Origin of the sequence: Kribbella sp. (genome assembly GCF_035655035.1) — a bacterium.
Taxonomy (GTDB): Bacteria; Actinomycetota; Actinomycetes; order Propionibacteriales; family Kribbellaceae; genus Kribbella.
Genome location: NZ_DASRVN010000574.1, coordinates 1 through 26993 on the forward strand (window position 1 = coordinate 1; position 26993 = coordinate 26993).

The window sequence follows — 26993 nt, forward strand, 5'->3', positions numbered from 1 at the left end:
GGCCCTCACGTGCCAACAACTCCCCGGCGCAAGCGACAACTCGTCGGTGGCAGCCGACAACCTCCGGGCACAAGCCGGAAACCCCTGGCGCTAGTCGGACCCCAGCGCGAGCCGAACACCCCGGGCACAAGCCGAACACCCCGGGCACATGCCGGAAAACCCTGGGCGCTGGTCGGACCCCAGCGCGAGCCGAACACCTGGGCGCTAGTCGGACCCCCGGCGCGAGCCCGAACGCCCCGGCGTGAGCGGGAACATCCCGGCGCGAGCGGGAACCCCGGGCGCGACCCGAACACCCCGGGCGCAAGCCGGAAATCCCCGGGCGCTAGTCGGATCCCCAGCCTGAGCCGAACATCCCGGCGCGAGCGGGAACCCCGGGCGCAAGCCGGAAACCCCCGGGCGCTAGCCGGAACCCCGGCGTGAGCGGAACATCGCGGCGTGAGCGGGAACCCCCGGCGCGAGCCGGAAACCCCGGGCGCAAGTCGGAAACCCCGGGCGCAAGCCGGAAACCCCCGGGCGCTAGTCGGACCCCCGGCGTGAGCCGAACATCGCGGCGTGAGCGGGAACCCCCGGCGCGAGCCGAAAAGCCCCCCGGGCGCGAGCCGGAAACCCGGGCGCGAGCCGGAAGTAATGCTCGGGGCGCTAGCCCCGGGGTGGGTGGGAGCGCGTGTAGCGGGCGCCTCTGAGGAGCGGGCGACGAAGCGCCTGCGTAGCAGCGGGGGCTATGCGTTCAGGCTGCGGAGGACGTTCGGGGGGTGGCCTCGGTTCGTCAGGCGGGTTACTACCTCGACTGTGAGGGCCTGGAGGAGTAGGGCTCCGACGAGGGTGGATGTGGCACCGGTGGGTTCCGGCGTACCGGGGACGGTGATGAGGGCGTCGCCGGGTACGCCGCAGTTGTCGAGGACGACGTCGGCGGTTTCGAAGAGGCGTTGGCCGTTGGGGGCACGGGATGTGGTGGCGTTCGAGTGGGCCAGGGAGGTCAGGGCGATCACCTGCACGCCGCGGGCGCGGGCGCCGAGGGCGAACTCGACGGGTACGGCGTTGCGGCCGGAGTTGGAGGCGATCAGGAGCACGTCGCCGGGCTCGAGCGGGTTGATCTCCAGCAGTACGTCGGCCAACCCGGGCAGCCGTTCCAGGAGGGAGCTTTTCTGGAGGCCCTCGTGGAGCATCAGGCCGGGTTCGAGGATGGCGCGGACGTCGGCGAGCCCGCCGGCGCGGCCGTACAGTTCCTCGGCCAGGGTGTGGCTGTGGCCGGTGCCGAACACCCAGAACGTCTTCCCGCCGGCGAGCGCGTCGGCGAGCAGTTCCGCCGCCACCCGGATCGCCGCCAGTTGCGTCTCGGCCGCCCGGTGCGCGATCGCCAACGCCTTGTCCAAGTACTCCTCGGCCCCAGCCATGCCCCGAACCTATCGTCCGTACGGCGACCCCCGCGAGCGTGTCGTCTAGACCAGTACGCCGAGCGCTGTGCGGTGCCGCGCCGAGTGGTCTACCTGGTCGACGAGCACGACCGCGAAGCCGGCGTGCGAGATGCGTGCATGGGCGTCCGCCGGCCCGATCCGGTACCCGCCCTTCGGCGACGGGTGCGCGTGGTCGAAGTCATCCGCCGGCCCGAGTAGGTACCCGCCCTTCAGTGTCGGCTCCGCGTGGTCGAAGTCACCGGCCGGGGCAAGGGAGACCCAGTCGAGGCGACGCGGCGAACACGGCCAGCGCTGCCTGATGCGCGAGGAAGAACGATCGGTATTCGCGCGGATATTCGTCGGTGTCTCTTCCCCAACCCCTCCACCAACGCCCGCGCCGCCCGCGGGAAGAAGCCGTCGTACACCCCGGCAATCACCGGCTGCCCCAGTCTCCGCCGATGACCAGAATCTTGCTCACTGCAACCTCCTCGAGAAAGCGGTACGGCGACCGTAGGAGTGGGCGGGGATGGTGTTGCGCTGCCTGGAGGGCGGTCCGCGGAGGTACTCCGAGCTCCGGATCCCCTCGGCCGCAGTCTGCTGGAGCCGCTCCGCGCTCTGTGCGACTGGGCGGAGGACCACTGGGACGAGCTCCTCGACGCACGCGAACCGTACGAGCTCACATCGTAGGCACGGCCAATAGATTGCCGGTCGCGAACCGTTGACGACCTAGACTGCGCGGGTGGATGAGCAGACGCCGAGCGCCCTGACCCAATTGCCGAGCTGGTTGCTGACGCAGAGTGCGGCCCAGGCACACCGGATCGTCACCGAGTCCTTCGCCGCCGGAGGTGCGCGGGCGTACCACTTCCGGTTGCTCGCGACGCTGGTGGAGTTCGGTCCCGCAAGTCAGGCGGAGCTCGGGCGGCGCAGTTCGATCGACCGCAGCGATGTGGTTGCCGCGCTCAACGAGCTGGAGGCCGAGGGGTACGTCGAGCGCAGCCCGGACCCGGCCGACGGCCGCCGGAACATCATCACGATCACCACCGCCGGCAAGCGGCACCAGCGCCGGCTGACGAACCTGGTCGGCAAGGCGCAGGAGGAGATCTTCGCCCCGCTCTCGGCCACCGACCGGAACAAGCTGAGCACGATCCTCGGCAAGCTCCTCGCGTACCACCAGGAGTAGCGGTCAGGCGGCCGGCAGCTGGGCCCGGAGCGCCGCCTGGGTGCGGCGAACGCGCAGCTCACGGGCGTGTACCCGGCGCCGGGCGGCGCGCGAGATCTTCCGGCGTTCCGCGGTGACGGCGGGCATCGGCGGGGTCGGCTGCATCGGGTTCACATCAGGTCCGATGCGGCCGCCGCCGGTTTGGTTCCGCCGTACGCCGAAATCCCTGCCATCCGGCCCGGGAACCGGCCTGTTCGGCGCAGATTCCGCGCTGCTGGGCGAGACCGCGGTTCCTTGCAAGTGGTTGCATTGGTAGAAAGGTAATCGGGGCGCGCGGTCGCGCCGAAGCCAGCGAGGAGGAGTCGTCGTCGTGACGAATGCAGAGTCATCGCAGTCCGGAGCACCGTCTGAGGCGCTGTCGAACTTGATGCACGAGGAGCGCCGGTTCGAGCCGCCCGCCGAGCTGGCTGCGCATGCGAACCTGAAAGCCGATGCCTACGAGCGGGCGGCGGCGGACTTCGAGGGGTTCTGGGCCGAGCAGGCCAAGCGCCTCACCTGGGCCACCGAGCCGGCCGAGGTGCTGGACTGGAGCAACCCGCCATTCGCGAAGTGGTACGCCGACGGGAAGCTGAACGCGGCGTACAACTGCGTCGACCGGCACGTCGAGAACGGCCTCGGCGACAAGGTCGCGTACTACTTCGAGGGTGAGCCCGGTGACACCCGCGAGATCACCTACGCGCAGCTCAAGGACGAGGTCTGCAAGGCCGCGAACGCGCTGCTCGAGCTGAACGTGAAGGCCGGCGACCGGGTGGCGATCTACATGCCGATGATCCCGGAGACGGTCGTCGCGATGCTGGCCTGCGCCCGGATCGGCGCCCCGCACACGGTCGTCTTCGGCGGCTTCTCCGCGGACGCGCTGAAGGGCCGGATCCAGGACTGCGACGCGCAGGTCGTGATCACCTCCGACGGCGGCTACCGCCGGGGCGCGCCGGCCGCGCTGAAGCCGGCCGTCGACGCGGCGATCGAGGACATCCCGTCGGTGCGGAACGTGCTGGTGGTCCGCCGTACCGGGCAGGACACGGCCATGGTCGAGGGTCGCGACCTGTGGTGGGAGGACTTCGTCGGCAAGCAGTCGGCCGAGCACGCACCGGAGGCGTTCGACGCGGAGCACCCGCTGTACGTGATGTACACCTCGGGTACGACGGGCAAGCCGAAGGGCATCCTGCACACCACGGGCGGGTACCTCGTCGGTACGGCGTACACGCAGTGGGGTGTGTTCGACCTCAAGCCGGACACCGACGTCTACTGGACCGCGGCCGACATCGGCTGGGTCACCGGGCACAGCTACATCGTGTACGGCGCGCTCGCGAACGCGACCACCTCGGTGATGTACGAGGGCACGCCGGACACCCCGCACCAGGGCCGCTGGTGGGAGATCGTGCAGAAGTACAAGGTCTCGATCCTGTACTGCGCCCCGACCGCGATCCGCACCTTCATGAAGTGGGGCGCGGACATCCCGGCGAAGTTCGACCTGTCCTCGCTGCGGGTGATCGGGTCGGTCGGTGAGCCGATCAACCCGGAGGCGTACGTCTGGTACCGCGAGCACATCGGCGGCGACAAGGCGCCGGTCGTCGACACCTGGTGGCAGACCGAGACCGGTATGCACATGATCTCGCCGCTGCCGGGCGTGACCGCCGGCAAGCCCGGTGCCGCGATGAAGGCGATCCCGGGCGTGTCGGTGGATGTGGTGGACGACGCGGGCCAGTCGGTGCCGGACGGGTCCGGCGGGTACCTCGTGATCACCAAGCCGTGGCCGGCGATGCTCCGTACGCTGTGGGGCGACGACCAGCGGTTCGTCGACACGTACTGGTCGCGCTGGCCGGGCGTGTACTTCGCGGGCGACGGCGCGAAGAAGGACGAGGACGGCGACCTGTGGCTGCTCGGCCGGGTCGACGACGTGATGAACGTGTCCGGGCACCGGCTGTCGACGACCGAGATCGAGTCCGCGCTGGTCTCGCACCCGAAGGTCGCCGAGGCCGCGGTCGTCGGCGCGTCCGACCCGACCACCGGCCAGGCGATCGCCGCGTTCGTGATCCTCCGCTCGGAGGCCGGCGACGGCGGTCCGGACGTGGTGCAGGAACTGCGCAACCACGTCGCGAAGGAGATCGGCCCGATCGCGAAGCCGCGGCAGATCATGGTCGTCTCGGAGCTCCCGAAGACCCGCTCCGGCAAGATCATGCGCCGCCTGCTCCGCGACGTCGCCGAGAACCGCGAGGTCGGAGACGTCACCACCCTCGCCGACTCCACCGTCATGGACCTGATCAAGTCGAACCTGGAGTCCGGCAAGGCCGACGAGGACTGAGCTCCCTCAGCAGGCCCCCGAGGCACAACCCTCGGGGGCCTACTGCTGCCCTCAGAAGGCCGGCAACTCCGCGAGCGCAACAACCTCCGCCGGCGGAAACACCCCCGCCGGCCCGCTCGGCCCTTCGTCGGGTCCCCTCAGATACCGATGGATGAACCGCTGAGTGGCGGCAAGCACCTCCGCACACTGGGCCGCCGTGATCTTCCCGCCCGTCAGCGCGTCCCCCAGCTCGTCCAGATCCAGGACCTGATATCGATCCACCGCCGGCGGAACCAGCAGATCCACGTACATGTCGTGCACCACCAGGTCGTCCCCGGCGTACTCGACCTCCACCAGATCGACGTACCACCACCCCTCGATCCCACCCACGAAGGTAACCGGCTTCCTGACCTGAACCGCCTCGTCGAGCAACAAATAACACCGATCGACGGTTGCCCGCCCAGCAACCTGGTACTCCGGCAGAATCGGTACGTCGTACCCCACCACCCGCCCAACCTGCCGCGCAGAACACCACTGCCCGGTCCGATGCAGTACGCGCATATCCATCGCGCGAGGCTACCGGGTGGTGGACCTGGGGGAACTTAGTGTCGGGGGGTGACGATCGAGGCCAAGCGGATCGAGAAGACCAATCGGGAGCGGTACGAGCTCGCCCAGCAGTGGGGGTGGCAGTTTCGGCCGGAGGCGGCGGAGTTCGCGGATGCGTGGCGGGTGTTGCCGTTCACCGAGCGCGGGGACCAGCGGATCGCGTTCGGGGTGGTCACCGGGCAGTTCAACGGGATGCCGTTCCTCACGTTCGACTTCCACCGGCGGCCGAAGGTGACGCACTACCACGACGCGTGGACGGACCGGGAGCTGAGTTCGCGGGACACGGTCACGATCGACACGGTCTGGGTGGTGAAACTGCCGAGGCCGTTGCCGTTCTTCCAGATCGCGTCCAGCATCGACCCGGCGTTCGACGTCGACCCGTTCCCCGAGCCGCAGACGCCGGATCCGAAGTTCAACCGCTGGTACAAACTGGTCGGCACCGACCCGAACCTCGCCGCCTACTACCTCCATCCGCAGCTGATGCAGCTGATGCGGAGTGCCAAGCTGCACACCTGGGCGGTCGTCGGCGACGACCTGTTGTTCATGGAGCACCCGATCTTCGGCCGGACCAAGCCCGACGAGATCGTGGAGACCCTCGGCAAACTCGGACAGCTCGTCGGGCTGCTCCCGTTCCAGGCGTTCGCGCAGTGACGGCGATCCTGGCGATCGTTCATGCCGGGCTGGCGGCCGCCTGGGTCGGCGGGATGGCGTATTCGCTCTTCGTGGTGCAGCCGAAACTGAAGAAGTACTTCGGCGAGGACCGCGAGGGCCGGGAGATGCTGACCGCGGTAATTGCCTCGGGCAACCGGTGGAAGGTGCTCGGCCTGATTGCGGCGATCGCGGTGACCGGCGTGGCGATGCTGCTGATCGATCACCACCACTGGGGAATCCATGCGGCCAAAGGCGTGCTGTTGCTGATCGCAACCGGGATCTTCTGGTACGTCTCCTGGCGCCACTGGCCGCAGCGAGTATTCGCGACGGCGGCGGAGCTGCCGGCTCTACAGCGTCGCCTGATCCGTCTGGCGACCGTGATGCTCGGTCTCGCAGGACTCGCGTTCGCACTCGGGGTTCTCGCGGAGCACCTCTAGCTCAACAGGCCAGCCTAAGCACAGCGACCGGGATCGGCTTCTGAGAGGTTGCTCACGGAGCAGAGTGGTTGTGTCACTCACTGCAAGAAATACATTGGAGTGGAATGTATTTCCGACAGTGAGGAGCGACCGGATGTGTGGCATCACCGGATGGGTGGCGTACCGGCAGGACCTCGAGGCGGAGGGGGCGGTCGTCGATGCGATGACCGAGACGATGTCCTGTCGCGGGCCGGACGCTCGTGGTACCTGGTATGCCAGACATGTCGCGCTCGGACACCGCAGACTCGCGGTCATCGACCTCCCGGGTGGCGAGCAGCCGATGACGACACAGGTCGGCGACGTCACGCTCGGGATGGTCTACAGCGGTGAGGTCTACAACTACACCGAGCTCCGCGACGAGCTCCGCCGCCGCGGGCATCCGTTCATGACCGACTCGGACACCGAGGTGGTACTGCGTGCCTACGCCGAATGGGGTACCGCGTTCGCGGAGCGTCTGAACGGCATGTACGCCCTGGCGATCTGGGACCCGCGGAACGAGACCCTGGTGATGGTCCGCGACCGGATGGGCATCAAGCCGTTCTTCTACTACCCGACCGCGGACGGCGTGCTGTTCGGGTCCGAGCCGAAGGCGATCCTCGCGAACCCCGCCGTACCGGCCGTGGTCGAGGCCGCCGGACTGCGTGAGCTGCTGACCGTGTCGAAGACGCCGGGCGCCTCGTTGTGGGCCGGCATGCACGAGGTCGAGCCCGGGACCGTCGTGACGGTCGACCGCAACGGCATCCACACCAACGTGTACTGGCGTCTTGAGACCAAGCAGCACGTGGACGACCAGGACACCTCGGTCGCGCACATCCGCGAGCTGCTCGACGACATCACCCGTCGCCAGCTCGTGGCCGACGTACCGAAGTGTGTGCTGTTGTCCGGCGGTCTCGACTCCAGCGCGATCACCGCGCTCGCGGCCGGTCAGCTGGCCGAAGAGGGGCGGAAGGTCCGCAGTTTCGCGGTCGACTTCGTCGGGCAGGAGGAGAACTTCCAGCCGGACGAGCTCCGCGGTACGCCGGACGCGCCGTACGTGCACGACGTCGCGGATCTGGTGCGCTCGCAGCACTCCGACATCGTGCTGGACAACGCCGCGCTGACCGATCCGGAGATCCGGCGGAAGGTGATCCGGGCGAACGACGCGCCGCTCGGCGGCGACATGTTCGGATCGCTGTACCTGCTCTTCTCGGCGATCCGCGAGCAGTCGACGGTGGCGTTGTCGGGGGAGTCCGCCGACGAGGTGTTCGGCGGGTACCTCTGGTTCCACGACCCCGAAGTACGGACGAAGCCGATCTTCCCGTGGATCGCGTACCTGGCGTCGCGGCGGGGCGGGAACCAGCCGCAGGTGCTGCGCAAGGAGGTGCTGAAGGAGCTCGATCTGGGCGGGCACCTGCGGGACCGGTACGCCGAAGCGGTCCGCGAGGTCGAGCGCCTGGACGGGGAGTCCGACGACGAGTGGGCGATGCGCAAGGTCTGCTACCTGCACCTGACCCGGATGGTGCGGATGCTGCTGGACCGCAAGGACCGGATGAGCATGGCGGTCGGGCTGGAGGTTCGGGTTCCGTTCTGCGATCACCGGCTCGTTGAATACGTATACAACACGCCATGGTCGATGAAGACGTTCGACGGGCACGAGAAGAGCCTGTTGCGGGCGGCCACCCAGGACGTGTTGCCGCAGTCCGTGGTGGACCGGCGCAAGTCGCCGTACCCGCAGACGCAGGATCCGGCGTACGTCGAGACACTGGCCGCCCAGGTCCGTGAACTGGCGGCGGAACAGCACCCGGTGTTCGAGCTGGTCGACCGCGACAGCGCGCGGCAGTTGGCCACCGCGGCCGACGGCTCCGCGCGCCGGCAGCTGGAACAGACACTGTCGCTGGCGACCTGGATGGATCTCTACCACCCGGAGATCAAGTTGCTGCGGTAGGAGAAATTTGGACGACTGTGCCAGGATGGCGCTTCCCGACGGAGGTGATCGCGATGGCGCAGGAAGCATTGCAGCTGCTGGTCAGCATGCACCGGATCGTCCGGCATCTCCGCCGGAGCAGGACCACCACATTGATGCATCCGACGCAGTTCCTGGCCCTGATGCTGATCGCGGACGAGCAGCCGATCCGGATCGGCGAGATCGCCGCCCGGGTTCCGTGTTCGCAGCCGACCGCGACCACCACGGTCGCGGGCCTCGAGGAGGCCGGCCTGGTCCGGCGCGAACCGGACCCGGTCGACGGCCGCGCGACCGCGGTCGTACTCACCGACGCGGGCGCCGAGACCGTGGAGGCGTCCGGCCGGCAGGCGGCCGACGAGCTCGCCAAGCTCCTCAGCCGCCTCGACGAGGCCGACCGCACCCTGGTCCTCCAGGCCGGCGCCGTCCTGGCCCGGGTCACCGACAACCTCTGACCGGGGTCTCCAGGCTCCGCGGCTCCTGGTTGTCAGTTGCGGTGGATGGTGAAGGTCGTGGTGGTGTTCTGGATGTCGGTGGTGTTGTCGGTGAGGGTCAGGTTGGTGAAGGTGACCTCGCCGCGGGCGGGGCCTTGGCCGGGTTCGGGGAGTTCGTTGGCCCAGATGCCGAAGCCGGACTTGGAGTCGAAGGCGTCGCCGGACTTGTGGGCGCCGCTGATGGTGGTGTTGGTGAAGATCGTGTCGGCGACCGGGAACTGCGGGCTGCCGTTGACGTAGTTGGTCTGGAACATGATTCCGGAGTACGTCGGGTCGACGATGTCGAGGTCGCTCACCCGGATGCCCTGGAAGATCTTCGAGGCCGAGAAGACCCACACCGCGCCGAACGCCTGGTTGCCCCAGAAGTGGCCGCCGGAGCGGACCACGGACACGTTCTGGAACTGGGTCGGCGGGGTCGCCCCGAAGCCGTTCATCGGGATCCCGAAGTCCAGTGAGCTGATCGTGATCCCGGGGTACGTCAGCATGTCCGCGGCGTACAGGTTGCGGAACACGTTGTTCGTGCCGCCGTACACCGCGAACCCGGCGGCGCGCCAGGTCAGCGTCGCGGACAGGTTCTCGAACACGTTGTCCCGGACCTCGCCGCCGCCGTTGTCGGTGGCGTTGAACAGCGCGAAGCTGTCGTCCCCGGTCGATCGCGCCTCGTTGTTGCTGACGGTGTTCCCGGCGGACCCGTTCGTCATGTTGATGCCGTCGGCGAACGTGTCCCGGATCCGCGAGTTCTTGATCGTCGACGTGTCGGTGTTCGAGCCCCAGTACAGGCAGACCATGTGCTCGACCCACACGTTGTCGATGGTCATGTTCGCGGTGTTCGAGAAGTCGAAGACCTTTCCCGGCCCGTCGATCCGCGACGTGTAGTTGCCGAAGTACGCGAACCCGCTGAACGTCGACCCGTTCGCCGACGCCTCGGACCGGAACCCGATGTCGGTGTTCTCCTGCGTGTCCGGCGCATGGAAGCGGGTGAACCACGGCCCGGCGCCGACCACCTTGACGGCCTTCCCGTACACCTGGAACTTCGACGACGTCTGGTAGTCACCCGGCGGCAGGTACACGCCCTGCAGCGAGCTGTCCTGCCGGACCTGGTCGAGCGCGTTCTGCACGTCCTGCTGGGTGAATCCGTTCGGCGTCACGAACCCGGCGCCAGGGTTGCCGATAGCAACAGCTTCTTCGGTGTCGACGAAGTCGATCGAGTACGTCGTGCCGTTCGCCGGATCCTTCTGCAACCGGATCTTCGTCCCGGCCGGGTACGTCTGGTCGAGCACCAGGTTCGCTTCGTCGTAGATGTGCCGGGCCGGACCCGAGCCGGGCGAGTTGTTCGGCGACGCCTCCGCGCCGTACAGCCACGCGTACTTCGAGGTGAGCGGCAACGTCTTCGCGAAGGTCCCGTTCACGTACACGCTGAGCGTCGACGACTGCCCGCCGCCGCCCGCGGAGTCCGGGATCGAGAACCGCGTGACCAGCGTGTTCGTCGCGGCCCGGGTGGTGAACTCGACGTACGCGCCGTTGGTGTTGAGAGTCACCGCGCGCCGCCCGGACGCCTCGCCGGCCAGGTCGCCGATGGTCCGGTTCGGCCCGATGACGGCCGCGCCGCCGCCGACCGCGGCATCCTCGGCCTCCAGGTGGTCGTACGGCATGTTCGCGCCGCGACCGACGAAGAACGGCCGCTCACTGGTGTTGTTGGTCCGCTTCACCGGCAACTCGTTGGCGTCGTCCGCCAGTACGACGCGCACCGTGTAGCGCCCGTTGGCCGCCGTCCAGTTGCCCAGGGCAACAGCAGGCGTGGTCGCGCCGGCCGCGATCGACCCGTTGTACGAGCCGGTCAGCGTGGTCACCACGGACGACCCGTTCAGGACCGTCAGCGTGATCCCGTGCGCACCGGACGCGGAGGCGACACTGCCCTGGTTCTTCAAGGAAACCGCGAAGGAAACAGAGTTTCCGGCGGACGGATTGCCCGGCGTCCATTTCACCGCGGACGCGACGAGGTCCGAGCTGGCCACCGGCGTCACCACCAGTGGTCCGGAGGCGTTCGCGGTGTTGTTGCCGTCGTTCTGCTCGATCACGGTGTTGGCCTCGTCGACCTTTGCGCTCAGCGCGTACGAGCCCGCGTCCCGGGTCCCGATCGAGGCGCTGACCGTCGTCGAGGCGCCGGCCGCGAGCGCGCCGACGGCCGCCGTACCGACCTTGGTGGTGCCGAGGTAGAAGTTCACGTCGGTCGCGCCTGAGCCGGCCGTACCGCCGTTGTTCACCGTCGCGCGGACCGTGATCGGATCCGTCTCGACCGGCGACGTAGGTGTCCAGGAGACTCCGGAAACCGTCAGATCCGGATTCGGGGCCGGTACGCCGAGCACCTGCAGCTCGGCCACCTGACCGCCCGGCGCGCCGGTGTTCCCGGTGAAGTTCAGTCGTACGTCGGCCACCCGCGCGCTGACCGGGATCGTCACGCTGTTGCCGGTGGCAGGATCGAACGAGTAGTTGGCCGATCCAACAATCGTCGTGAAACTGGAGGAACTCTGCTCACGCCCGAGGATCGAGAACGTCTGCGTCCGCGCACCCCAGGCCGGATCCGGGTTCAGCCGGACGACGATCGAGCTGACGTCCGCGTTCGCGCCGAGCTGCGTCGTCAGCGTCGCCGGGTTGGCGTTGCCTTCCCAGTACGTCGTGACGTCGTCGTCGTTCGCGTTCTCCGGAACGTAGGTGAACGTGTACCCGGACGCGGTGATCGGCTTGTGCAGCGCGAGGTTGCTGCCCGGACTGCCGCTGCCGTTCCGGGTGACAGTGTTGCTGTTCGGCGATTGGTTGCCCGCGGCATCCTTCGCGCGGACGTAGTACGACACCGACACGTTGGCCGGCTGGTTGTCGGTGTAGGTCAGCCCGGTGACGCTGGTGCGCAGTTGGCCGTTGGCGTACACGTCGTACCCGGTCACTCCGACGTTGTCGGTCGAGGCGTTCCAGGTGAGCTTGATCTGCCCGGCGCCCGGTTCGGTGAAGGCCAGGCCGCCCGGGGCGGTGGGAGCCTGGGTGTCACCGGTCGCCGGTCCGTAGACCTCGAGCTCGGACAGTTGCCCGGCCGGCCAGCCGGTGTTGGCCGTGATCCGGACCCGGACGTACCGGGTGGTTGCCGTACCGTAGTCGACGGTCACCGTGTTGCCCGGCGGGGCGAACGTCCGGGCGGCGGACGGCGACAGATCGGTGAAGTTCTGCCCGTCGGTGCTGCCCTGGATGGCGAGGGTCTCGTCCCGGGCGCCCCAGTTCGCGGTCGGGAGCTTGAGGACGACCTGGTTGGTGGGGACCGACGAGCCGAGGTCGACCTGGACCCACTGCGGGAACGCGTTGTTCGCGCTCTCCCAGTAGCTGCTCTGGTCGCCGTCGGTCACGTTCGACGCGACGTAGTTCTGCGTACTGCTGCTGGCCGCGGCGGGCTTGCCGGCCGCGAGATTGGGACCGGCTCCGGCGGCCTGGGCCGGGGACACGAGTGGTGCGGCCGCGAGACTCGCGGCCAGCAGGGCGGTCAGCAACCGCCAACGGGGTATGCGCATGAGACCTCTCCTGATGGGGCGGACAGGGAAGAGTTCAAAACTTTCGCCGACTTGCTAATTTCTTGCGCGGCGTGTGGCTCATTGTTACGGCACGGCTCCACGGGCGTCAACGGCTCAACGCAAAGGGCCGGCTCGCGGATCGCGAGCCGGCCCTGAGAGGTACGGACGTCAGTGCTTGGCGGCGCCCTCCGCGCCCGCGCCGGTGAACGCCCGGACGCTGAGCTCGGCGTACCGCTTCTCGCTGGACCGGTCCTTGCCGAGGTACGTCCCGAGGACGCCGAACAGGAAGCCCAGCGGGATCGACACGATGCCCGGGTTGGAGAGCGGGAACCAGTGGAAGTCCGCGCCGGTGATCATCGACTTCTCGCCGTTGCCCGACACCACCGGCGAGAAGATCACCAGGACCACCGCGGAGATCAGGCCACCGTAGATGCTCCAGACGGCGCCCGAGGTGTTGAACCGCTTCCAGAACAGGTTGAACAGCAACGCCGGCAGGTTCGCCGAGGCCGCGACCGCGAACGCCAGCGCGACCAGGAACGCGATGTTCAGCTTCTGCGCCGGGATCGCCAGCGCGATCGCCACCGCACCGATCCCGATCGCCGCGAACCGCGCCACCCGCAGCTCCTGCTTCTCGCTCGGCTTCTCCTTGGCGATGACGTTCGCGTACAGGTCGTGGGCGAACGACGACGCCGACGTCAGGGTCAGCCCCGCGACCACCGCCAGGATCGTCGCGAACGCGACCGCCGCGATCAGCGCGAGCAGGATCGCCCCGCCGAGTGACCCGGCTCCGCCACCGACCGACTCGGCGAGCAGCGGCGACGCCACGTTGCCCTTCGACGTCGCCACGGCCGAACCCTTGCCGGTGTCCAGCAGTGCCGCGGCGCCGAACCCGAGCGCCAGCGTCATCAGGTAGAACACGCCGATCAGGCCGATCGCCCACTGCACCGAGCGCCGCGCGGAGCGGGAGTCCGGCACCGTGTAGAAGCGGATCAGGATGTGCGGGAGTCCCGCCGTCCCGAGGACCAGCGCGAGGCCGAGCGACAGGAAGTCGATCTGGCCGGTGAAGTCCTTGCCGTACAGCAGACCGGGCTGCAGGAACGACTCGCCGTGGCCGGACTTGGTGGCCGCGGACCCGAGCAGTTCGGAGATGTTGAAGTGGAACTTCAGCAGCACCAGGAACGTGATCACGACGGTGCCGGCCATCAGCAGCACGGCCTTCACGATCTGCACCCAGGTGGTGCCCTTCATGCCGCCGATCGTGACGTAGATGATCATCAGCGCGCCGACCAGGACGATCACCGCAGCCTTGACGCCCTCGCTCTTCACGCCGAGCAGCAGCCCGACGAGCGAGCCGGCGCCGACCATCTGGGCCAGCAGGTAGAAGATCGACACCACGATCGTCGAGGTCGCGGCCGCGGTCCGGACGGGCTTCTGCTTCATCCGGAACGCGAGCTGGTCGGCCATCGTGAAGCGGCCCGAGTTCCGCAGCAGTTCGGCGACCAGCAGCAGCGCGACCAGCCAGGCGACCAGGAAGCCGATCGAGTACAGGAAGCCGTCGTACCCGTAGAGGGCGATCTGGCCGGAGATGCCGAGGAACGACGCGGCGGACATGTAGTCGCCGGCGACGGCGAGGCCGTTCTGCGCGCCGGTGAACGAGCGGCCGCCGGCGTAGTAGTCGGCCGCGGTCTTGTTCTGCCGGGACGCCCACCAGGTGATGTACAGCGTCACGGCGACGACCGCGGTGAACAGCGAGATGGTCAGCGCCCGGTTGCCGGGCTCAGCGGCCAGCGGGAGGGCTAGAAGCGTAGTCACCGGCGGCGCTCCCTCTTGTACTTGGCGTTCAGGCCGTGGGCCAGCGGATCGAGCTTGCGGTTCGCGAACCGGCCGTACAGCGCGGCGATCACGAACGTCGACACGAACTGCAGCAGGCCGAAGATCAGTGCCACGTTCACGTGGCCGACGACCTTGTGGCTCATGAAGCCACGGGCCCAGTTGTTGCAGGCGACGTACGCCAGGTACCACGCCATGAAGGCGATCGTCCACGGCACGACGAAGTTCTTGTAGCGCCGTTTCAGTTCGGTGAAGTCGGCCGCGTCGTGCACCGCTTCGTACGCGCGGGCATCACGCTCGCGCACCATCTCGTCGTCCATGGGGTCCCCTTTTATTGGACTTGAATCAGTGCACGTTAGCGGCTTCAGAGGTGCGGCGCCACGGGACCGGAGAGGGTGCGGCGGTAGTTCGCGAACTCGCTGGGGTGAGCGCGGAAGCAGTCGGTGAAGTACGGCATCCGGAGCGCCTCCGGGGGCCGGGCGGTGTGCTCGTAGATCAGGTTGATCTGGTCCAGCACTTGCTCGCGGCGGGTCTCCTTGAGGATCGCGACCGCGGAATGCGACAACGCCAGCTGCCGCAGGCCCTCCCGGTTCAGGTCCTGCCAGTGCCGGAACCGGGCCTGCTCGATCATCGAGAACAGGTTCGACCCCTCCAGGATCGGCTTCGGCTCGAACCGGTCGCTGCCACTGAACCCGTCGCCCTGGATCACCTGGTGGATCCGGCGGACCCACGGCACCACGGTGTCCGGGTTGTTCCAGAGCAGGCCGAGGATGCCGTTCGGCCGCAGCACCCGGGCGATCTCCGGCAGCGCCCGGGCGTGGTCGAACCAGTGGAAGGCCTGCCCGACGATCACCGCGTCCACCGAGGCGTGCGCGAGCGGGATCGACTCGGCGGCGCCGACCATGGTGTCGATCCCGGTACGCCGGCGGCAGACCTCGAGCATCTCCGGCGACGGGTCGACCGCGATCACGTGGTGCCCGAGCCCGGCGGCGACCGCGGCCAGCTTGCCGGTACCGGCGCCCAGGTCGAGGACCTGCAGCCCGCGGCCGGGGCCGAGCACCCAGGTCAGCGCCTCGAACGGGAACGTCGGCCGGCCCGCGTCGTACGCGGCCGCGACGGCGCCGAAGGACCGGGCGCGCGCGGCGTTGGCTGGTACGGCGGTGGAGTCCCCGGCCGGATCGTTGGTGGTCATCACGGCAATTCTGCCGTAGCCGGGGGCGTCCGGCCTGCTACTCGCCGAGTTTCTTCTGTTCGATGTGCGCGTTCAGCGCCGCCAGCTCGGGGTGCTCGTCCAGGATCTCGACCAGCTCGGCGCAGCTCAGCCCGGCCGCGCCGAAGTCCTCGATCAGGGCGTCGAGCAACTTCCAGTCGTCCGCGGTGTCGAGCGTCAGCCGGTACTGCGACCCTCCGCCGGACCAGGGGAGATTCAGCAGCCGCATCTCGCCGGAGCGGTTCTGGTGCAGGTACGACGTCACGTGCTCGCGGTCCGCCTTCAGCGTGGCCTTCTGCTCCGCGTCGTACAGCCGGGCCGCCGAGAAGATCTCGAAGTCCATGCCGCGCGGGTAGGTCCGCTCCAGGCAGTTCGAGATGTAGAGGTCGAGGTCGTCCTCGGCGCGCCAGCGATCGACGCCCGCGGCAACGATCTCCGGATCGATCAGCGGGCAGTCCGACGTCACCCGGACGATGCCGTCCAGGCCGTGCTCGCGAGCGGCCCCCGCGAACCGGCTCAGTACGTCGTCCTCGCTGCCGCGGAACACCGGGAAGCCGTCCTCGTTGCAGAGCTGGACGACCAGGTTGTCGTTGAAGTTCGTGGTGGTCGCGACGATCACCGGCAGGCCGGTGCGGCTCAGCCGGTCCAGGTGGTGTTCGAGGTACGAACGGCCGGCGACGGTCAGCAGGACCTTCGCGGGCAGCCGCGTACTCGTCACGCGTACCTGCGTGATGATGCCGATCTTCAGCTGTGCCATCGGAACATCTCCCGGATTTCTGCGGGTCCGGCGACGTGGTCGACGCCCAGTTCGGTGTCGGTGAACTCCCGGGCGACCTGCGCCGGCACGTACGGCTGGTCCATCTCCGGCCACAGCCGCTTGATCCGCGCCTGACCGCCGAACGACGGGTGCTCGTTCTCCAGCACCATGGGATCACCGTAGACCCCCGCCCGTAGACCGAGCGAGGCGCCGTACAGGACTGCCGAGCTGAGCCGGTTGGAGGCGACGCGCTCGTGCTTGCGCAACTCGCGGAGCTGGTTGAGCAAGAACTTGGCATTGGTGCGCCGCCAGTGCAGGCCGCGGTACCCGTGCGTGATGACCCGGAATCCGGCGTCCTTGTAGACGTCGCGGATCGCGGGCTTGTCGTACTCGTTCCAGTACAGGCAGACGGTTACCGGTCCGGTCTCGTGCTCGTTGATGGAGGCAACGATCCGGCCGTGGTCGCCGAGCACGCGCTGGCCCTCCCAGCCGTGGAACGGGTAGAAGATGGTGCCCTTGGCCCGTTTGTCCGGCGTGGCGAGCTCCGGGTGGGTCTTCAGCAGGTACAGCCAGACGGAGCCGATCACCGAGTAGTTGCGCAGCCCGAGCGCGTGGCCGCGCCGCCGGACGCTGTCCGACCAGACGAACTTCGGCATCCCGGGCGCGAAGTCCGTGCCGTACGCGAACCCGTCGAGGATGTTCCAGCCGTGCTGCAGGTACCCCCAGATCCGCGGCGGCTTCGAGAGGCCGGCGTACGTCGCCATGATGTTGGCGTGCCCGTAGAAGTGGTTGGCGTGGTGCATCAGCGCCGTACCAGCTTCAGTACCCGCTTGAGCCGACGGCGGATCACCCGCGCCGGGTTCAGTACAGCGTGGCCGATCCGGTACGGCCGGGACCGGCGGATGCCGCTGACCGTTCCCTCGAACAGGATCGCGCGGGCGCTCGCATGCGCCAGCTCGTCCGCCAGCCGGGCAACCGTCTGCAACTGCTCGGCGCTACCCCGGGGGCGTACCACCTCGTCCGGCGTGAACTCCGGCTCCGGTACGACGATCCCCGCCATGGATGCCAATCGCCCTGTCAGCTGATGCGGATCCGCCGCCACCGGCCACGGCACCCGCCCGCCGCCCTCCAGCACCCTCGTCGCGAACCGTCGCAGGTGCTCGACGACATCCAACTCCTGCCGCTCCCCGAACAACCGGAAGGACCCTCGGTCCAGGATCACGTTGTCCGGCGACCCGGCCCCGCCTGCCCCCAACCAAGCCGCGTACTGCGGAATCACCCTTCGCAGCTCTGCTTGATCATCAGATCGCAGGGCCATCAGCAGGTGCTCCTCCAGCAGCACACCTTCGCCGCCAGGTACCGCACCCTCGGGAAGCACCGTCGGGAGCTCAGGGGCCCCGACCACGAAGTACCAGGCCGGCGCCAACTCGAAGGCAACTCCCGCCTCGGCGGCATCCAGCACCACCCGGTACGGATCCATCAGCACCGGTCCATCGTTGCGCGAGGCAACGGCTCGCGCCGCGACCACGGCCGCGAACCCGTCCACCGCCGTCACCGCGACCTCGGCCTGCACCAGAGACGGGAAGACCGCGTACGTCTGCCGGACCTGCAGCCCCGCGCCCTCCACGGCCCGCATCACCCGCTTGAACCCGGCCGGCGCCCGATCCGCGACGTCCCGCCCCCAGTCCTCGTCCCGTGGCAACGCCGCCGCAATATCCGGCTGCACCAACCGCTCGAACCCGAACGCGTTCCCCGCCCCCAGCAACACGCTGCCCCCTGGCCGCAGCACCTTCACCAGCCGCTCGAGGGAATCCGCCCAGGTGAACCCGGCGGTGTCGGGCCCCACCAGCCGGTCGAGCCCATCCAACGCCACGACCACGTCGTACCCACCACCCGCGCCGGCGGCGGCCTCGCCACCGCTTGTTGGACCGAAGGCGAAGCGGTCCAAAGAGCCGCAGAAGACCTGGCCTTTGGTGTTCTCGAGCAGCTCGGCGAGTTCTTCGGCGTCGGGGGCCGAGCGGACGAGCAGGTCGACTGACGTGACCTGCCCCGCGACAGCCTCGACCAACTCGACGGCGTGTGGGCCGGCGAGCAGGACGGTGTCGTCGGGGCTCAGGACAGCGGCCAGGAGTGCTGTGGCTGCGGGTCCGGTGGCCGCGGGGCGGGCGTCGCCGGGGTGCAGGTCCGACCAGTTGAGCATCTCACCGCCGACCAGATTCGATCGGGTCATATCGGACAACTTAACCAACCAGATTCAGAAGGGTCTCGATCACCCGGTCGACGTCGCCGTCGGTCAGGTCCGGGTACAGGGGGAGGGACAGTTCTTCGGCGTAGAAGCGTTCCGCGTTCGGGCAGAGGCCGCGCCGGTAGCCCTGGTGGGCGAAGACCGGGTGCCAGTAGACCGGGATGTAGTTGACCTGTACGCCGATCCCGGCGGCGCGCATCCGCTCGAAGACCTCGCGGCGGCGGCCGTCGAGGACGCGGAGCGGATACAGGTGCCACATCGGGTCGACCCCGGCGCGCTGCACCGGCGTACGGACTCCGTCGACACCGGCGAAGGCCGCGTTGTAGCGCGCGGTGATCTCCGCCCGGCGGCGCTTGAACTCCGCGAGCCGCCGGAGCTGGGAGAGGCCGAGCGCGGCGCCGAGGTCGGTGAGGCGGTAGTTCACGCCGTACTCGTGGACCTCCTGGTGCCACGGGCCTTCGTCGGTGATCTCGAACCGGGACGGGTCGCGGACCAGGCCGATGAAGTGGAACTCGTGGGCGCGCTGTCCGATTTCGGCATCTTTACAGACGACGGCGCCGCCCTCGCCGGTGGTCAGGTTCTTGGTGGGGAAGAAGGACATGGTGGTGACGTCGGCCAGGTCGCCGACGGGTCGGCCGTACGCCGAGCCGCCTACCGAGTGGGCCGCGTCGGCCAAAGTTTTCGCGCCTACTCGATCGGCCAAAGACTGCAGAGCGGGATAGTCGGCCGATTGGCCGGCATAGTCGACCGCGCTGATGACCCTGGAACGTTCGGTGAGAGCTGCTTCCACGGCAGACGGGTCCAGGAGGCCGGTTTCGTAGTCCACGTCGGCGAACCGGACGGTTGCCCCGAGCATGGCAGCGCAGGAGGCGGTGGCGACGAACGTCATGGGAGTGGTGACGAGCTCGTCACCGGGGCCGAGGCCGAGAGCGGCGTACGCGATGTGCAGCGCGGCCGTGCCCGACGTACAGCTGATGGCTCGATGCCCGCCGGACAGCTCGGAGATCGCGGTCTCGAAGGCGGTGACGGCCGGGCCGGTGGTCAGCCAGTCGCCGCGCAGGACCGCGGTCACTGCCTCGATGTCCGCCTCGGAGATCGACTGGCGCCCGTACGGCAGCACGGCTAGGCGTCGCTCTCGAGGATCTTGCGGATCTCGTCGATCGAGTACCACTGGTCGTTGGTGTCGGAGGCGTAGTGGAACCCGTCCGCGAGCGGTGTACCGTCGGCCGGCGGCTGGTAGCCCCAGGTGGCGAGGTCCGGCTGCAGGACGAAGCGGTTGCCGAGGGACACCGCGCGGCGGCCTTCCTCCGGGCTGATCATCTCCTCGTGCAGCTTCTCGCCGGGGCGCAGGCCGACGTCGTGCATGGCCGCGCCGGGCGCGATCGCCGCGGCCAGGTCGGTGACCTTCATCGACGGGATCCGCGGCACGTACAGCTCACCGCCGGTCATCAGGTCGAACGTGTCGACCACGAACTCGACCGCCTGCGGCAGCGTGATCAGGAATCGGGTGCAGCGCAGGTCGGTGATCGGCAGCGACTGCCCGGCCGCGTGCAGCGCGCGGAACTTCGGGATGATCGACCCGCGGCTGCCCATCACATTGCCGTACCGCACGACGCTGAAGCGGGTGTCGTACGCCGCCGCGTAGTGGTTGCCGTTGATGAACAGCTTGTCGGCGGTGAGCTTGGTCGCGCCGTACAGGTTGATCGGGCTGGAGGCCTTGTCGGTCGACAGCGCCACGACCCGCTTCACGCCGCTGTCGATCGCCGCCTCGATGACGTTCTGCGAGCCGATCACGTTCGTCTGGACGAACTCCCACGGGTTGTACTCACCGCTGTCGACCTGCTTCAGGGCGGCGGCATGTACGACGTAGTCGACCCGGTGCATCGCCCGCAGCAGCCGGGACCGGTCGCGGACGTCGCCGAGGAAGAACCGCAGCCGCGGGTCGTCGCCGAACGACTGCCGGACCTCCCACTGCTTCAGCTCGTCGCGGCTGAAGACGATGATCCGCCGCGGATCCAGGTGCTCGAGCGCATGCCGTACGAACGTCCGGCCGAAGGACCCGGTACCACCCGTGACCAGGATGTCGGAGCCGGTAAGGATTGACACGCGAGCGGGACCCCTTCTGACGGACAGTTCCGAACTGCGCACACGCGGTGCGGACCTCGAAACAATAGCTGCCCGGTGAACGACTTGCTCAATCCCCGTCTCAACCCGGTGTAATCAAACGCACGCTCGGGAAGTAGAAGCGGAACGGGCGGGGGTCGCGGGTGATCACGTCGTAGCGGTGCACGGCGGCGTGGGCGCCGATGTAGAAGTCGGGCAGCGGTGAGGTCTTGGCGCCGCCGCTGCGCCGGTAGGTGACGAAGGCGCGGGCCGCGAGGAAGCCCGCCGGATACGGCAGCGGCTCGCGGCGGAAGTCGGTCGCCGGGAGTGCCGCGTCGACCTCCTCGATCCGGTCGAACCCGGCCGAGACCTCGGCGTACACGATCGGGTTGATCACCAGCTCGCCGGCGTCGCGGGCCGCGGCCACCGCGTTCGCCGACCAGTCGCCCCACTCCCGGTCGTCGGTGAGGATGTCGAGCAGCACGCAGGTGTCGACCAGCGCGACCGGCTGCTCCGGCTGCTCCGGGTCTGCGCCGGCTTCGGTGCGACGCCGGCGCGGACCGGTCAGCTTGCTCGGGCGGTCAGTCGCCACGGAGCAGCTCCATCAGCTCCTCGGTGCTCATCCCGCTGGTCGCCCGGCCGCGCATCTCCCGGACCAGCCGGTGCCCGCGGCTCTCCGCCTCCGCGACCCGGACGATCCGCAGCCCTTCGGGTGCATCGATCACTGTCACTTCGTCCCCCTCGTGGAGATGGTGCTTGCGCCGGAGCTCGGCCGGGATCGTCACCTGGCCCTTGCTGTTCAGTCGCATCCTAGCCTCCCACGTATTACTTCTCCTACGTGTCACCTAGCTTATCCACAATGGCCCTTCTCACGCTCGCCCACCCGCCGGAACCGGATATACAAGGCCCGCGAGCCGATACGGTTCGGGGCGTGAAGCGCGTCGGGGTGCGATGTGATGTGGGGCCGGCCCGCGGGATCGGGCATGTGATGCGCTGCCTGGCGCTCGCCGAGGAGGTACGGCGGCGCGGGGTCGAGGTGGTGTTCGTCTGCGACGCGCACACCGTGCCGTGGGCCGCCGCGCAGATCGCCGCCCGCGGGATCGGCGTGCGCCCGGCGGTGCACGGGCCGGACGAGCACGTCGACCTGTTCCGCCGCCTCGGGCTGGACGCGGTGGTGTTCGACTCCTACGACCTGGACGCCGCCGTCTACCGGGCGGTCCGGGCGAGCGGGCTGCCCACGCTGGCGATCGTCGACGGCGACTTCCGCGGCGCCGAGGCGGACGTGCTGGTCGATCAGAACCTCGCGGCCGAACTCGACCACCCGCCGCTGCCGCCGAACGCCGTACGCCTGGCCGGCCTGCCGTACGTGATGATCCGCGACGAGATCCTCGCGCACCGCCCGGCCACCGCCCCCGCCGACCGGCAGCCCGACGTACCGAAGGTGTTCGCGTTCTTCGGCGGTACGGATGCCTTCGGCGCCGGGCCGTACGTCGCCCGCGCGCTGGCCGCGACCGGGCTGCCGTTCGAGGCCACCGTGGTCGCGCCGGGGGCCGATCTCGCGCAGAAGATCGCCGCCGTCGAACTCCAGCCGCACCAGCAGTTGGACGTCATCGGCCCGACGGACCAGCTGGCCGCACGCGTCCGCGAGGCCGACCTGACCATCAGTGCCTCCGGTACGTCGACGTGGGAGCTGCTGTGTCTCGGCGCGACGGCCGGGCTCGTGTGCGTGGTCGACAACCAGGTGATGGGGTACGAGCGTGCCGTCGACACTCGCGCCGCCGCAGGGCTTGGGTTGTTGAGTGCGCTGCAGGTCGAGCCGGCCTCGGCCGGTCAGACCCTCAAGCGCCTGCTGACCGATCCCGTGGAACGCGGCCGACTGGCCCGCGCGGGGTGGGAGTTGGTGGACGGCCGCGGTCGCGAGCGGGTGGCCGACGCGTTACTGAACCTCGTCTGAGCCGACCCACCCGAGCAGGTCAGCTCAGTTCGTAGATCGTGGCGTCCAGCGTGGCGTGCCGCAGCCGGACGTAGTTGCGGAGCGCCGGCGACACCGTGCCGGCCCGGTTGTCGGCGTACAGCCAACGGACCCCGGCCTTGCGCAGCCGCTCGATCGCGGTGGGGGACGGGGCCTTGAACGCGGTGTCGTTGGCGGCGAGCTGTTCGCGGTTCCAGTACGGGATCAGGCTCGGGTTGGTGTCTTCGGCGAGCGCGATCCGATTCGCCTGGTTGGAGTACGACCAGCCTTCGACGAGGACCGGGCGTTCGGACAGCGCGGCCAGCCAGAAATGCCGGCTGTCACAGATGCCGTCGCGCCGGATGATGCAGTGCGCGTTGGTCGCGATCAGCTCGCCCGGCTTGCTGTTCCGCCGCAGCCACTGGGCCGCGCCCGCCTCCGCGGCCGTCGCACCGCCGCGGAACGGATGCGCGAACACCAGGTTCGACGCCTTGTCCGAGACGAACGCCTGCAGCGGCACCAGCGCCGCGCCGATCATGCACGCCGCCACCGCGCCGCCGAGCAGCGCCACGAAGAAGTTGCCCGGCCGCCGCGCCAGCTTCCAGCCCACCGCGACCAGCACCGCGACGGCCGCCACCACCGCGAGCGTCCACAGCCACGGCCCCTTGACGCCGCGCAGGCCCGCGGACTCCGACCGTGCGACCGCGAACCCGATCAGTCCGAGCAGCCCGGCGGATCCCACCAGTACGACGGCCCGCCGGTCACCGAGCCGTCCGACCAGATTCGCCAGCCCGGTGGCCGCGAGTACCGCGATCATCGGGAACGCCGTCCGCAGGAAGTACAGCTGGCTGACCCCCGACTGGGTGGTCAGCAACGTCCCGAGCAACCCCGCGACCGCCGCGCCGATCAGGAACGCCGCGCCCGGGTCGCGCCACTTCCGGCCGAGGAAGAACAACCCGGACGCCGCCAATGCCCAACTCAACAAGGTCGTTGCCCCTGACAACAACTGCGCGTGCGGGCCGGAGGCGAGCAGTGCGAACGGCGCCAGCTGGACGAACGTCTCGAACGGCTTGACCTGCGTCCCCCACGTGCTGCCGCCGAAGATCGTGATCAGCGCCGCCACGAACACCACCAGCGACACCAGGCCGCCGAGGAACGCCGGCCGGGTCCGCCGCCGCAGCAGCCCCAGCTGCAGGAACGCGAACGCGAACCCCACCCCGACCACCGGCAGGATCGTTGACTTCGCCCCGGCCGCGACCAGCGCGAGCAGCACCAGCAGCACCCACCGCGCCCGCGGCAGCCCGTCCCCGCGCAGCAGGTCGACCGCCACCACGCAGATCGCCAGCACGATCAGTACGCCGAGATTCTGCGTCGGACTCAGGTACGCCGCGACCGCCGTCGAGATCCCGCCCAGCCCGGCGGCGGCCAACGGCTGCACCGCCCCGCCGAGCCCGGCGACGAACACCGCGAGCGGACCGGCCCAGGTCGCGCCGGACTCCGCCGTCGGCGTGAGCCGGGTCGCGAGCGCGAACACCAGCCCGCACCCAGCGAGGAACAGCGGCAGCCAGCTCAGCGAATGGATCAGGTCGGTCAGGTCGATCCGCGTGCCCCACTGCGTCGCGGCCGTCGCCTGGTGGAAGAACGTGTGGTATTTCATCGGCTCGCCACCGAGCCACAGCGTCGAGATCGGTACGTCGTACTTCGCGCTCGCCGCCAGCGCCTGCTGGAACGCGAGGTCCGGGTACGCGCGCAGCGGATCGGTGTACGCCGGGAGGAACTGCCCCGGGCCGCGCCGGTACACGATCAGCAGCACGACCGCGGTGGACGCCGCGAGCAGCCACGCCTGCAGCGGGCGGAGCGGCTGCTCGACCCGGCGCCAGACCCGCGCCCGGGCGTCGCGGTCCACGAACGCGACCACCAGTACGACCGGAGCCCACGCCCACGACCACGCCTGCAGTCCGATCGACGCGCTGGCGAGGTACACCAGGACCTGCCCCGCCGTACCGACCGCGAAACCGGCGGACAGGTCCTCGACCAGGTTCCGCCGGTAGCCGCCGATCAGCCGCCACAGCGCGAACCCGGGCAGGGTCACCGCGACCAGCGTGAACAGCACGAACCGGGCCAGCTCGAAGGCCGTCGAGTGCAGCGCGAGCAGCACGATCGCCAGCACCACAACCGCCAGCCCGGCGACCAACCCCGAAAGCGAAGGCCCCGCAGTCCGCGGCCCCCGCCGCCTCGCCCTCGCGCGCATGTTCGTAACACTAATGTGAAATTCATTGCGCCACGAACGCGGCGTGTCACTCCGTGTAAACTTTCCGCCCTATGAGTTGGTACCAGGCGCTCGAGGCCGGGGAGTTGACCGTCCAGCCGTCCGTGGAGGCGGCGAAGCGGTTCGGGGTTTCCATCGACCGGATGTCGGTGTCCGCGTCCGCCGGTACGCCGCTCGCGGAGGTGCTGGCCGCGGTCGAGAAATCCACCGCCGACGTGATCGTGCTGCGGTACCCGGCCCGTGAGACGACCTGGTTCGCGGCGCTCGCCAGTGGTCCGCGGCAGGCGCTGCTCGCCGACACCGTGGTCTGCTGGGCGATCCCGGTCGGCAAGGGCCGGCGGCCGGCGCCGCTGGCCGGATTCAGTACCCAGCTCGAGACCGAGGTCGACGACGATCAGGTGGACGACCTGGTCGCGGACGTGTTCGGCGACGCCGGCAACCACTACTGCTCCGACCCGGTGTTCGACCGGGCCAAGGCGCTGGCCGGCCGCCAGGAGTGGGCGCGGCGGCGGATCGCCGAGGCCGGTGCCGTCGTACTGCGCGGTCCGGACCGGCGCGTGCTCGCGCTGGCGGCGCTCGACCAGCAGAGCTCGTGGACCGAGATCCAGCTCGCCGGGGTGGTCCCCGCCGAGCAGGGCCGCGGCCGGTACGGCCACCTGCTCGCCGCGGTCGAGGACGCCTGTACGACGCGGCGCCTGGTTGTCACCGCCCAGACCCACCAGACCGGAATCCAGCGGATCTGGTCCCGGTACGGCTTCGAACCCGTGCATAACCTCCTGACGGTCCACCTCGTTGCCGCTACGTAGGCATCCAGCTACCGCGAGGGAGGGCACACCGGAGTGACTCCGCGGTTGAGCGTGGTGGTGCCGTTCTACGGCGTCGGTGAGTACCTCGGTGACTGCCTGGAATCGATCGCCCGGCAGGCGTGGAGCGACTTCGAGGCGATCCTGGTCGACGACGGATCACCGGACGACAGCGCGGTGATCGCGAAGGAGTTCTGTGCCCGGGACGAGCGGTTCCGGCTGATCCAGCAGGACAACGCCGGGCCCGGCCCGGCCCGGGACACGGGCATCCGGGAGGCGACGGGCGAGTACCTGGCGTTCGTCGACGGCGACGACCTGGTCTCGCGGTACGGGTTCGCCGCCCTGGTCCGGACGCTGGACCGCACCGGCTCGGACTTCGCCGGCGGCAACGCGCGCCGGTTCAACAACAGCTTCGGCGTCCGGCCGTCGTGGTTGCACAAGCAGCCGTTCGCCCGGGTCCGGCACGCCACGCACGTCACCGAGTTCCCCGACCTGGTCCTGGACCGGATGCTCTGGAACAAGGTGTACCGGCGCTCGTTCTGGACCGAGTACGGCTACACCTTCCCCCCGATCCGGTACGAGGACTACCCGGTCGCGCTGAAGGCGCACCTGGATGCGATCACTGTGGACACGATCCCGCAGGCCGTCTACTACTGGCGCGAGCGCGAGTCCGGCGAGTCGATCACCCAGCAGAAGTTCCAGCTCGGCAACATCCGCGACCGGGTGACCTCGGCCGGGATGGTCCTCGACCTGGTCGAGGACGCGGTCCCGGTGGTCCGCCGGCGGACCCACGCGCACCTGGCGCAGATCGACGTACTGACGCTGATGTCCGCGTTCGGGTCGGTCCCGGCCGACGACGAGCAGGCGCTGGTCGACCTGTCCCGCGAGCTGCTCGACCGGCTCGACGAGGACGTGCTCGCGAAGACCCACCGGTACGACCGGATCCAGCACGCCGCGCTCCGCTCCGGCGACGTCGACCTGCTCCGCCGGCTCGCGGACTTCCGCAACGCGGGCGGTCTGCGCGGCGGCGCACGGGCCGTGGCGCGCGGGCGCCGCCTCGAGTACAACTACCCGGGCCTCGGCGAATCCGCCGTACCACGTCGCCTCTACGGCGTGCGCGACCAGGACCTGACGCTGGCGACCAGCGTCCGCGAGGTCGGCTGGGTCGACGGCAAGCTGTCGGTCAAGGGCACCGCGGAGATCCGCCACGT

At 69.2% G+C, this 26993-nt stretch carries 24 protein-coding genes; 9 read left to right on the plus strand and 15 right to left on the minus strand.

What is annotated here, in order from left to right:
- Window positions 1–719 precede the first annotated feature (719 nt).
- Window positions 720–1394 carry an SIS domain-containing protein gene (locus tag VFF46_RS30595; protein ID WP_325040702.1) on the minus strand — a complete coding sequence of 225 codons (675 nt, stop codon included), beginning with the start codon at window positions 1392–1394 and terminating at the stop codon, window positions 720–722.
- 739 nt (window positions 1395–2133) lie between these two features.
- On the opposite strand from VFF46_RS30595, the gene VFF46_RS30600 reads away from it, so the two are divergent.
- Window positions 2134–2574, plus strand: coding sequence for a MarR family winged helix-turn-helix transcriptional regulator (locus tag VFF46_RS30600; protein WP_325040703.1), 441 nt, complete (start codon window positions 2134–2136; stop codon window positions 2572–2574).
- A 3-nt stretch (window positions 2575–2577) separates the two neighbouring features.
- On the opposite strand, the gene VFF46_RS30605 is transcribed toward VFF46_RS30600, so the two are convergent.
- Complete coding sequence (locus VFF46_RS30605; protein WP_325040704.1) at window positions 2578–2718, minus strand: hypothetical protein; 141 nt, start codon at window positions 2716–2718, stop codon at window positions 2578–2580.
- Window positions 2719–2980: 262 nt separating this feature from the next.
- Between VFF46_RS30605 and acs the strand changes: the two genes are divergently transcribed.
- A complete protein-coding gene (gene acs, locus VFF46_RS30610) occupies window positions 2981–4915 on the plus strand; it encodes an acetate--CoA ligase (RefSeq protein WP_325040725.1) in 1935 nt (644 codons plus the stop codon).
- A 51-nt stretch (window positions 4916–4966) separates the two neighbouring features.
- Here the strand turns inward: acs and VFF46_RS30615 are convergent, their stop codons facing one another.
- A complete protein-coding gene (locus VFF46_RS30615) occupies window positions 4967–5461 on the minus strand; it encodes a hypothetical protein (protein WP_325040705.1) in 495 nt (164 codons plus the stop codon).
- A 48-nt stretch (window positions 5462–5509) separates the two neighbouring features.
- Between VFF46_RS30615 and VFF46_RS30620 the strand changes: the two genes are divergently transcribed.
- The 4 genes from VFF46_RS30620 to VFF46_RS30635 all read left to right on the plus strand — a co-directional run bounded on the left by VFF46_RS30620 (window position 5510) and on the right by VFF46_RS30635 (window position 9021).
- Window positions 5510–6151, plus strand: coding sequence for a hypothetical protein (locus tag VFF46_RS30620; RefSeq protein ID WP_325040706.1), 642 nt, complete (start codon window positions 5510–5512; stop codon window positions 6149–6151).
- The gene (locus VFF46_RS30625) at window positions 6148–6588 is read left to right on the plus strand and encodes a hypothetical protein (protein WP_325040707.1); all 441 of its coding nucleotides are present in this window, start codon (window positions 6148–6150) and stop codon (window positions 6586–6588) included. Before VFF46_RS30620 ends, VFF46_RS30625 begins: the two co-directional genes overlap by 4 nt.
- 133 nt (window positions 6589–6721) lie before the next feature.
- Entirely contained in the window at window positions 6722–8551 is a 1830-nt protein-coding gene (gene asnB, locus VFF46_RS30630) for an asparagine synthase (glutamine-hydrolyzing) (protein ID WP_325040708.1), read from the plus strand.
- Between the two features lie 53 nt (window positions 8552–8604).
- On the plus strand, window positions 8605–9021 hold the full coding sequence (locus VFF46_RS30635; RefSeq protein WP_325040709.1) for a MarR family winged helix-turn-helix transcriptional regulator: 417 nt from the start codon (window positions 8605–8607) through the stop codon (window positions 9019–9021).
- A gap of 32 nt (window positions 9022–9053) precedes the next feature.
- Here VFF46_RS30635 and VFF46_RS30640 read toward each other — a convergent pair whose 3' ends face one another.
- The 11 genes from VFF46_RS30640 to VFF46_RS30690 form a co-directional block, all read right to left on the minus strand.
- On the minus strand, window positions 9054–12614 hold the full coding sequence (locus VFF46_RS30640) for a discoidin domain-containing protein (RefSeq protein ID WP_325040710.1): 3561 nt from the start codon (window positions 12612–12614) through the stop codon (window positions 9054–9056).
- A gap of 168 nt (window positions 12615–12782) precedes the next feature.
- Window positions 12783–14426 carry a cation acetate symporter gene (locus VFF46_RS30645; protein WP_325040711.1) on the minus strand — a complete coding sequence of 548 codons (1644 nt, stop codon included), beginning with the start codon at window positions 14424–14426 and terminating at the stop codon, window positions 12783–12785.
- Complete coding sequence (locus tag VFF46_RS30650) at window positions 14423–14764, minus strand: DUF485 domain-containing protein (RefSeq protein WP_325040712.1); 342 nt, start codon at window positions 14762–14764, stop codon at window positions 14423–14425. Before VFF46_RS30650 ends, VFF46_RS30645 begins: the two co-directional genes overlap by 4 nt.
- A 44-nt stretch (window positions 14765–14808) precedes the next feature.
- Window positions 14809–15636, minus strand: a complete 828-nt coding sequence (locus VFF46_RS30655; RefSeq protein ID WP_325040713.1) for a class I SAM-dependent methyltransferase — start codon at window positions 15634–15636, stop codon at window positions 14809–14811.
- Between the two features lie 37 nt (window positions 15637–15673).
- Entirely contained in the window at window positions 15674–16411 is a 738-nt protein-coding gene (locus VFF46_RS30660) for a glycosyltransferase family protein (protein ID WP_325040714.1), read from the minus strand.
- Window positions 16399–17214 carry a hypothetical protein gene (locus VFF46_RS30665; RefSeq protein ID WP_325040715.1) on the minus strand — a complete coding sequence of 272 codons (816 nt, stop codon included), beginning with the start codon at window positions 17212–17214 and terminating at the stop codon, window positions 16399–16401. The genes VFF46_RS30660 and VFF46_RS30665 overlap by 13 nt, the downstream gene beginning before the upstream one ends.
- A complete protein-coding gene (locus VFF46_RS30670) occupies window positions 17214–18641 on the minus strand; it encodes a hypothetical protein (protein ID WP_325040716.1) in 1428 nt (475 codons plus the stop codon). Before VFF46_RS30670 ends, VFF46_RS30665 begins: the two co-directional genes overlap by 1 nt.
- Window positions 18642–18651: 10 nt before the next feature.
- Window positions 18652–19776 (minus strand): DegT/DnrJ/EryC1/StrS family aminotransferase, encoded by a 1125-nt coding sequence (locus VFF46_RS30675; RefSeq protein WP_325040717.1) that lies wholly within the window; start codon window positions 19774–19776, stop codon window positions 18652–18654.
- 2 nt (window positions 19777–19778) lie between these two features.
- Entirely contained in the window at window positions 19779–20762 is a 984-nt protein-coding gene (gene pseB, locus VFF46_RS30680; RefSeq protein ID WP_325040718.1) for a UDP-N-acetylglucosamine 4,6-dehydratase (inverting), read from the minus strand.
- Window positions 20763–20862: 100 nt separating this feature from the next.
- Window positions 20863–21351 carry a type II toxin-antitoxin system VapC family toxin gene (locus VFF46_RS30685; RefSeq protein ID WP_325040719.1) on the minus strand — a complete coding sequence of 163 codons (489 nt, stop codon included), beginning with the start codon at window positions 21349–21351 and terminating at the stop codon, window positions 20863–20865.
- Window positions 21341–21568 carry an AbrB/MazE/SpoVT family DNA-binding domain-containing protein gene (locus tag VFF46_RS30690; protein ID WP_325040720.1) on the minus strand — a complete coding sequence of 76 codons (228 nt, stop codon included), beginning with the start codon at window positions 21566–21568 and terminating at the stop codon, window positions 21341–21343. Before VFF46_RS30690 ends, VFF46_RS30685 begins: the two co-directional genes overlap by 11 nt.
- A gap of 122 nt (window positions 21569–21690) precedes the next feature.
- On the opposite strand from VFF46_RS30690, the gene VFF46_RS30695 reads away from it, so the two are divergent.
- Complete coding sequence (locus VFF46_RS30695) at window positions 21691–22713, plus strand: spore coat protein (protein ID WP_325040721.1); 1023 nt, start codon at window positions 21691–21693, stop codon at window positions 22711–22713.
- Window positions 22714–22732: 19 nt separating this feature from the next.
- Here VFF46_RS30695 and VFF46_RS30700 read toward each other — a convergent pair whose 3' ends face one another.
- Window positions 22733–24904: a hypothetical protein gene (locus tag VFF46_RS30700; protein ID WP_325040722.1), complete on the minus strand. Its 2172-nt coding sequence runs from the start codon at window positions 24902–24904 to the stop codon at window positions 22733–22735.
- Between the two features lie 128 nt (window positions 24905–25032).
- Between VFF46_RS30700 and VFF46_RS30705 the strand changes: the two genes are divergently transcribed.
- Both VFF46_RS30705 and VFF46_RS30710 read left to right on the plus strand, forming a co-directional pair.
- Window positions 25033–25785, plus strand: coding sequence for an N-acetyltransferase (locus VFF46_RS30705; RefSeq protein WP_325040723.1), 753 nt, complete (start codon window positions 25033–25035; stop codon window positions 25783–25785).
- Window positions 25786–25818: 33 nt separating this feature from the next.
- Window positions 25819–26993, plus strand: a 1175-nt coding sequence (locus VFF46_RS30710) for a glycosyltransferase family 2 protein (RefSeq protein WP_325040724.1), incomplete at its 3' end; no start/stop codon positions are given.

Coding starts and splice junctions, on each gene's coding strand:
- VFF46_RS30605 (WP_325040704.1), bottom strand. CDS start 2,718: ATGCAGCCGACCCCGCCGATGCCCGCCGTCACCGCGGAACGCCGGAAG.
- VFF46_RS30655 (WP_325040713.1), bottom strand. CDS start 15,636: ATGACCACCAACGATCCGGCCGGGGACTCCACCGCCGTACCAGCCAAC.
- VFF46_RS30595 (WP_325040702.1), bottom strand. CDS start 1,394: ATGGCTGGGGCCGAGGAGTACTTGGACAAGGCGTTGGCGATCGCGCAC.
- VFF46_RS30690 (WP_325040720.1), bottom strand. CDS start 21,568: ATGCGACTGAACAGCAAGGGCCAGGTGACGATCCCGGCCGAGCTCCGG.
- VFF46_RS30665 (WP_325040715.1), bottom strand. CDS start 17,214: ATGCACCACGCCAACCACTTCTACGGGCACGCCAACATCATGGCGACG.
- asnB (WP_325040708.1), top strand. CDS start 6,722: ATGTGTGGCATCACCGGATGGGTGGCGTACCGGCAGGACCTCGAGGCG.
- VFF46_RS30640 (WP_325040710.1), bottom strand. CDS start 12,614: ATGCGCATACCCCGTTGGCGGTTGCTGACCGCCCTGCTGGCCGCGAGT.
- VFF46_RS30650 (WP_325040712.1), bottom strand. CDS start 14,764: ATGGACGACGAGATGGTGCGCGAGCGTGATGCCCGCGCGTACGAAGCG.
- VFF46_RS30705 (WP_325040723.1), top strand. CDS start 25,033: ATGAGTTGGTACCAGGCGCTCGAGGCCGGGGAGTTGACCGTCCAGCCG.
- VFF46_RS30660 (WP_325040714.1), bottom strand. CDS start 16,411: ATGGCACAGCTGAAGATCGGCATCATCACGCAGGTACGCGTGACGAGT.
- VFF46_RS30670 (WP_325040716.1), bottom strand. CDS start 18,641: ATGACCCGATCGAATCTGGTCGGCGGTGAGATGCTCAACTGGTCGGAC.
- VFF46_RS30635 (WP_325040709.1), top strand. CDS start 8,605: ATGGCGCAGGAAGCATTGCAGCTGCTGGTCAGCATGCACCGGATCGTC.
- VFF46_RS30615 (WP_325040705.1), bottom strand. CDS start 5,461: ATGGATATGCGCGTACTGCATCGGACCGGGCAGTGGTGTTCTGCGCGG.
- acs (WP_325040725.1), top strand. CDS start 2,981: ATGCACGAGGAGCGCCGGTTCGAGCCGCCCGCCGAGCTGGCTGCGCAT.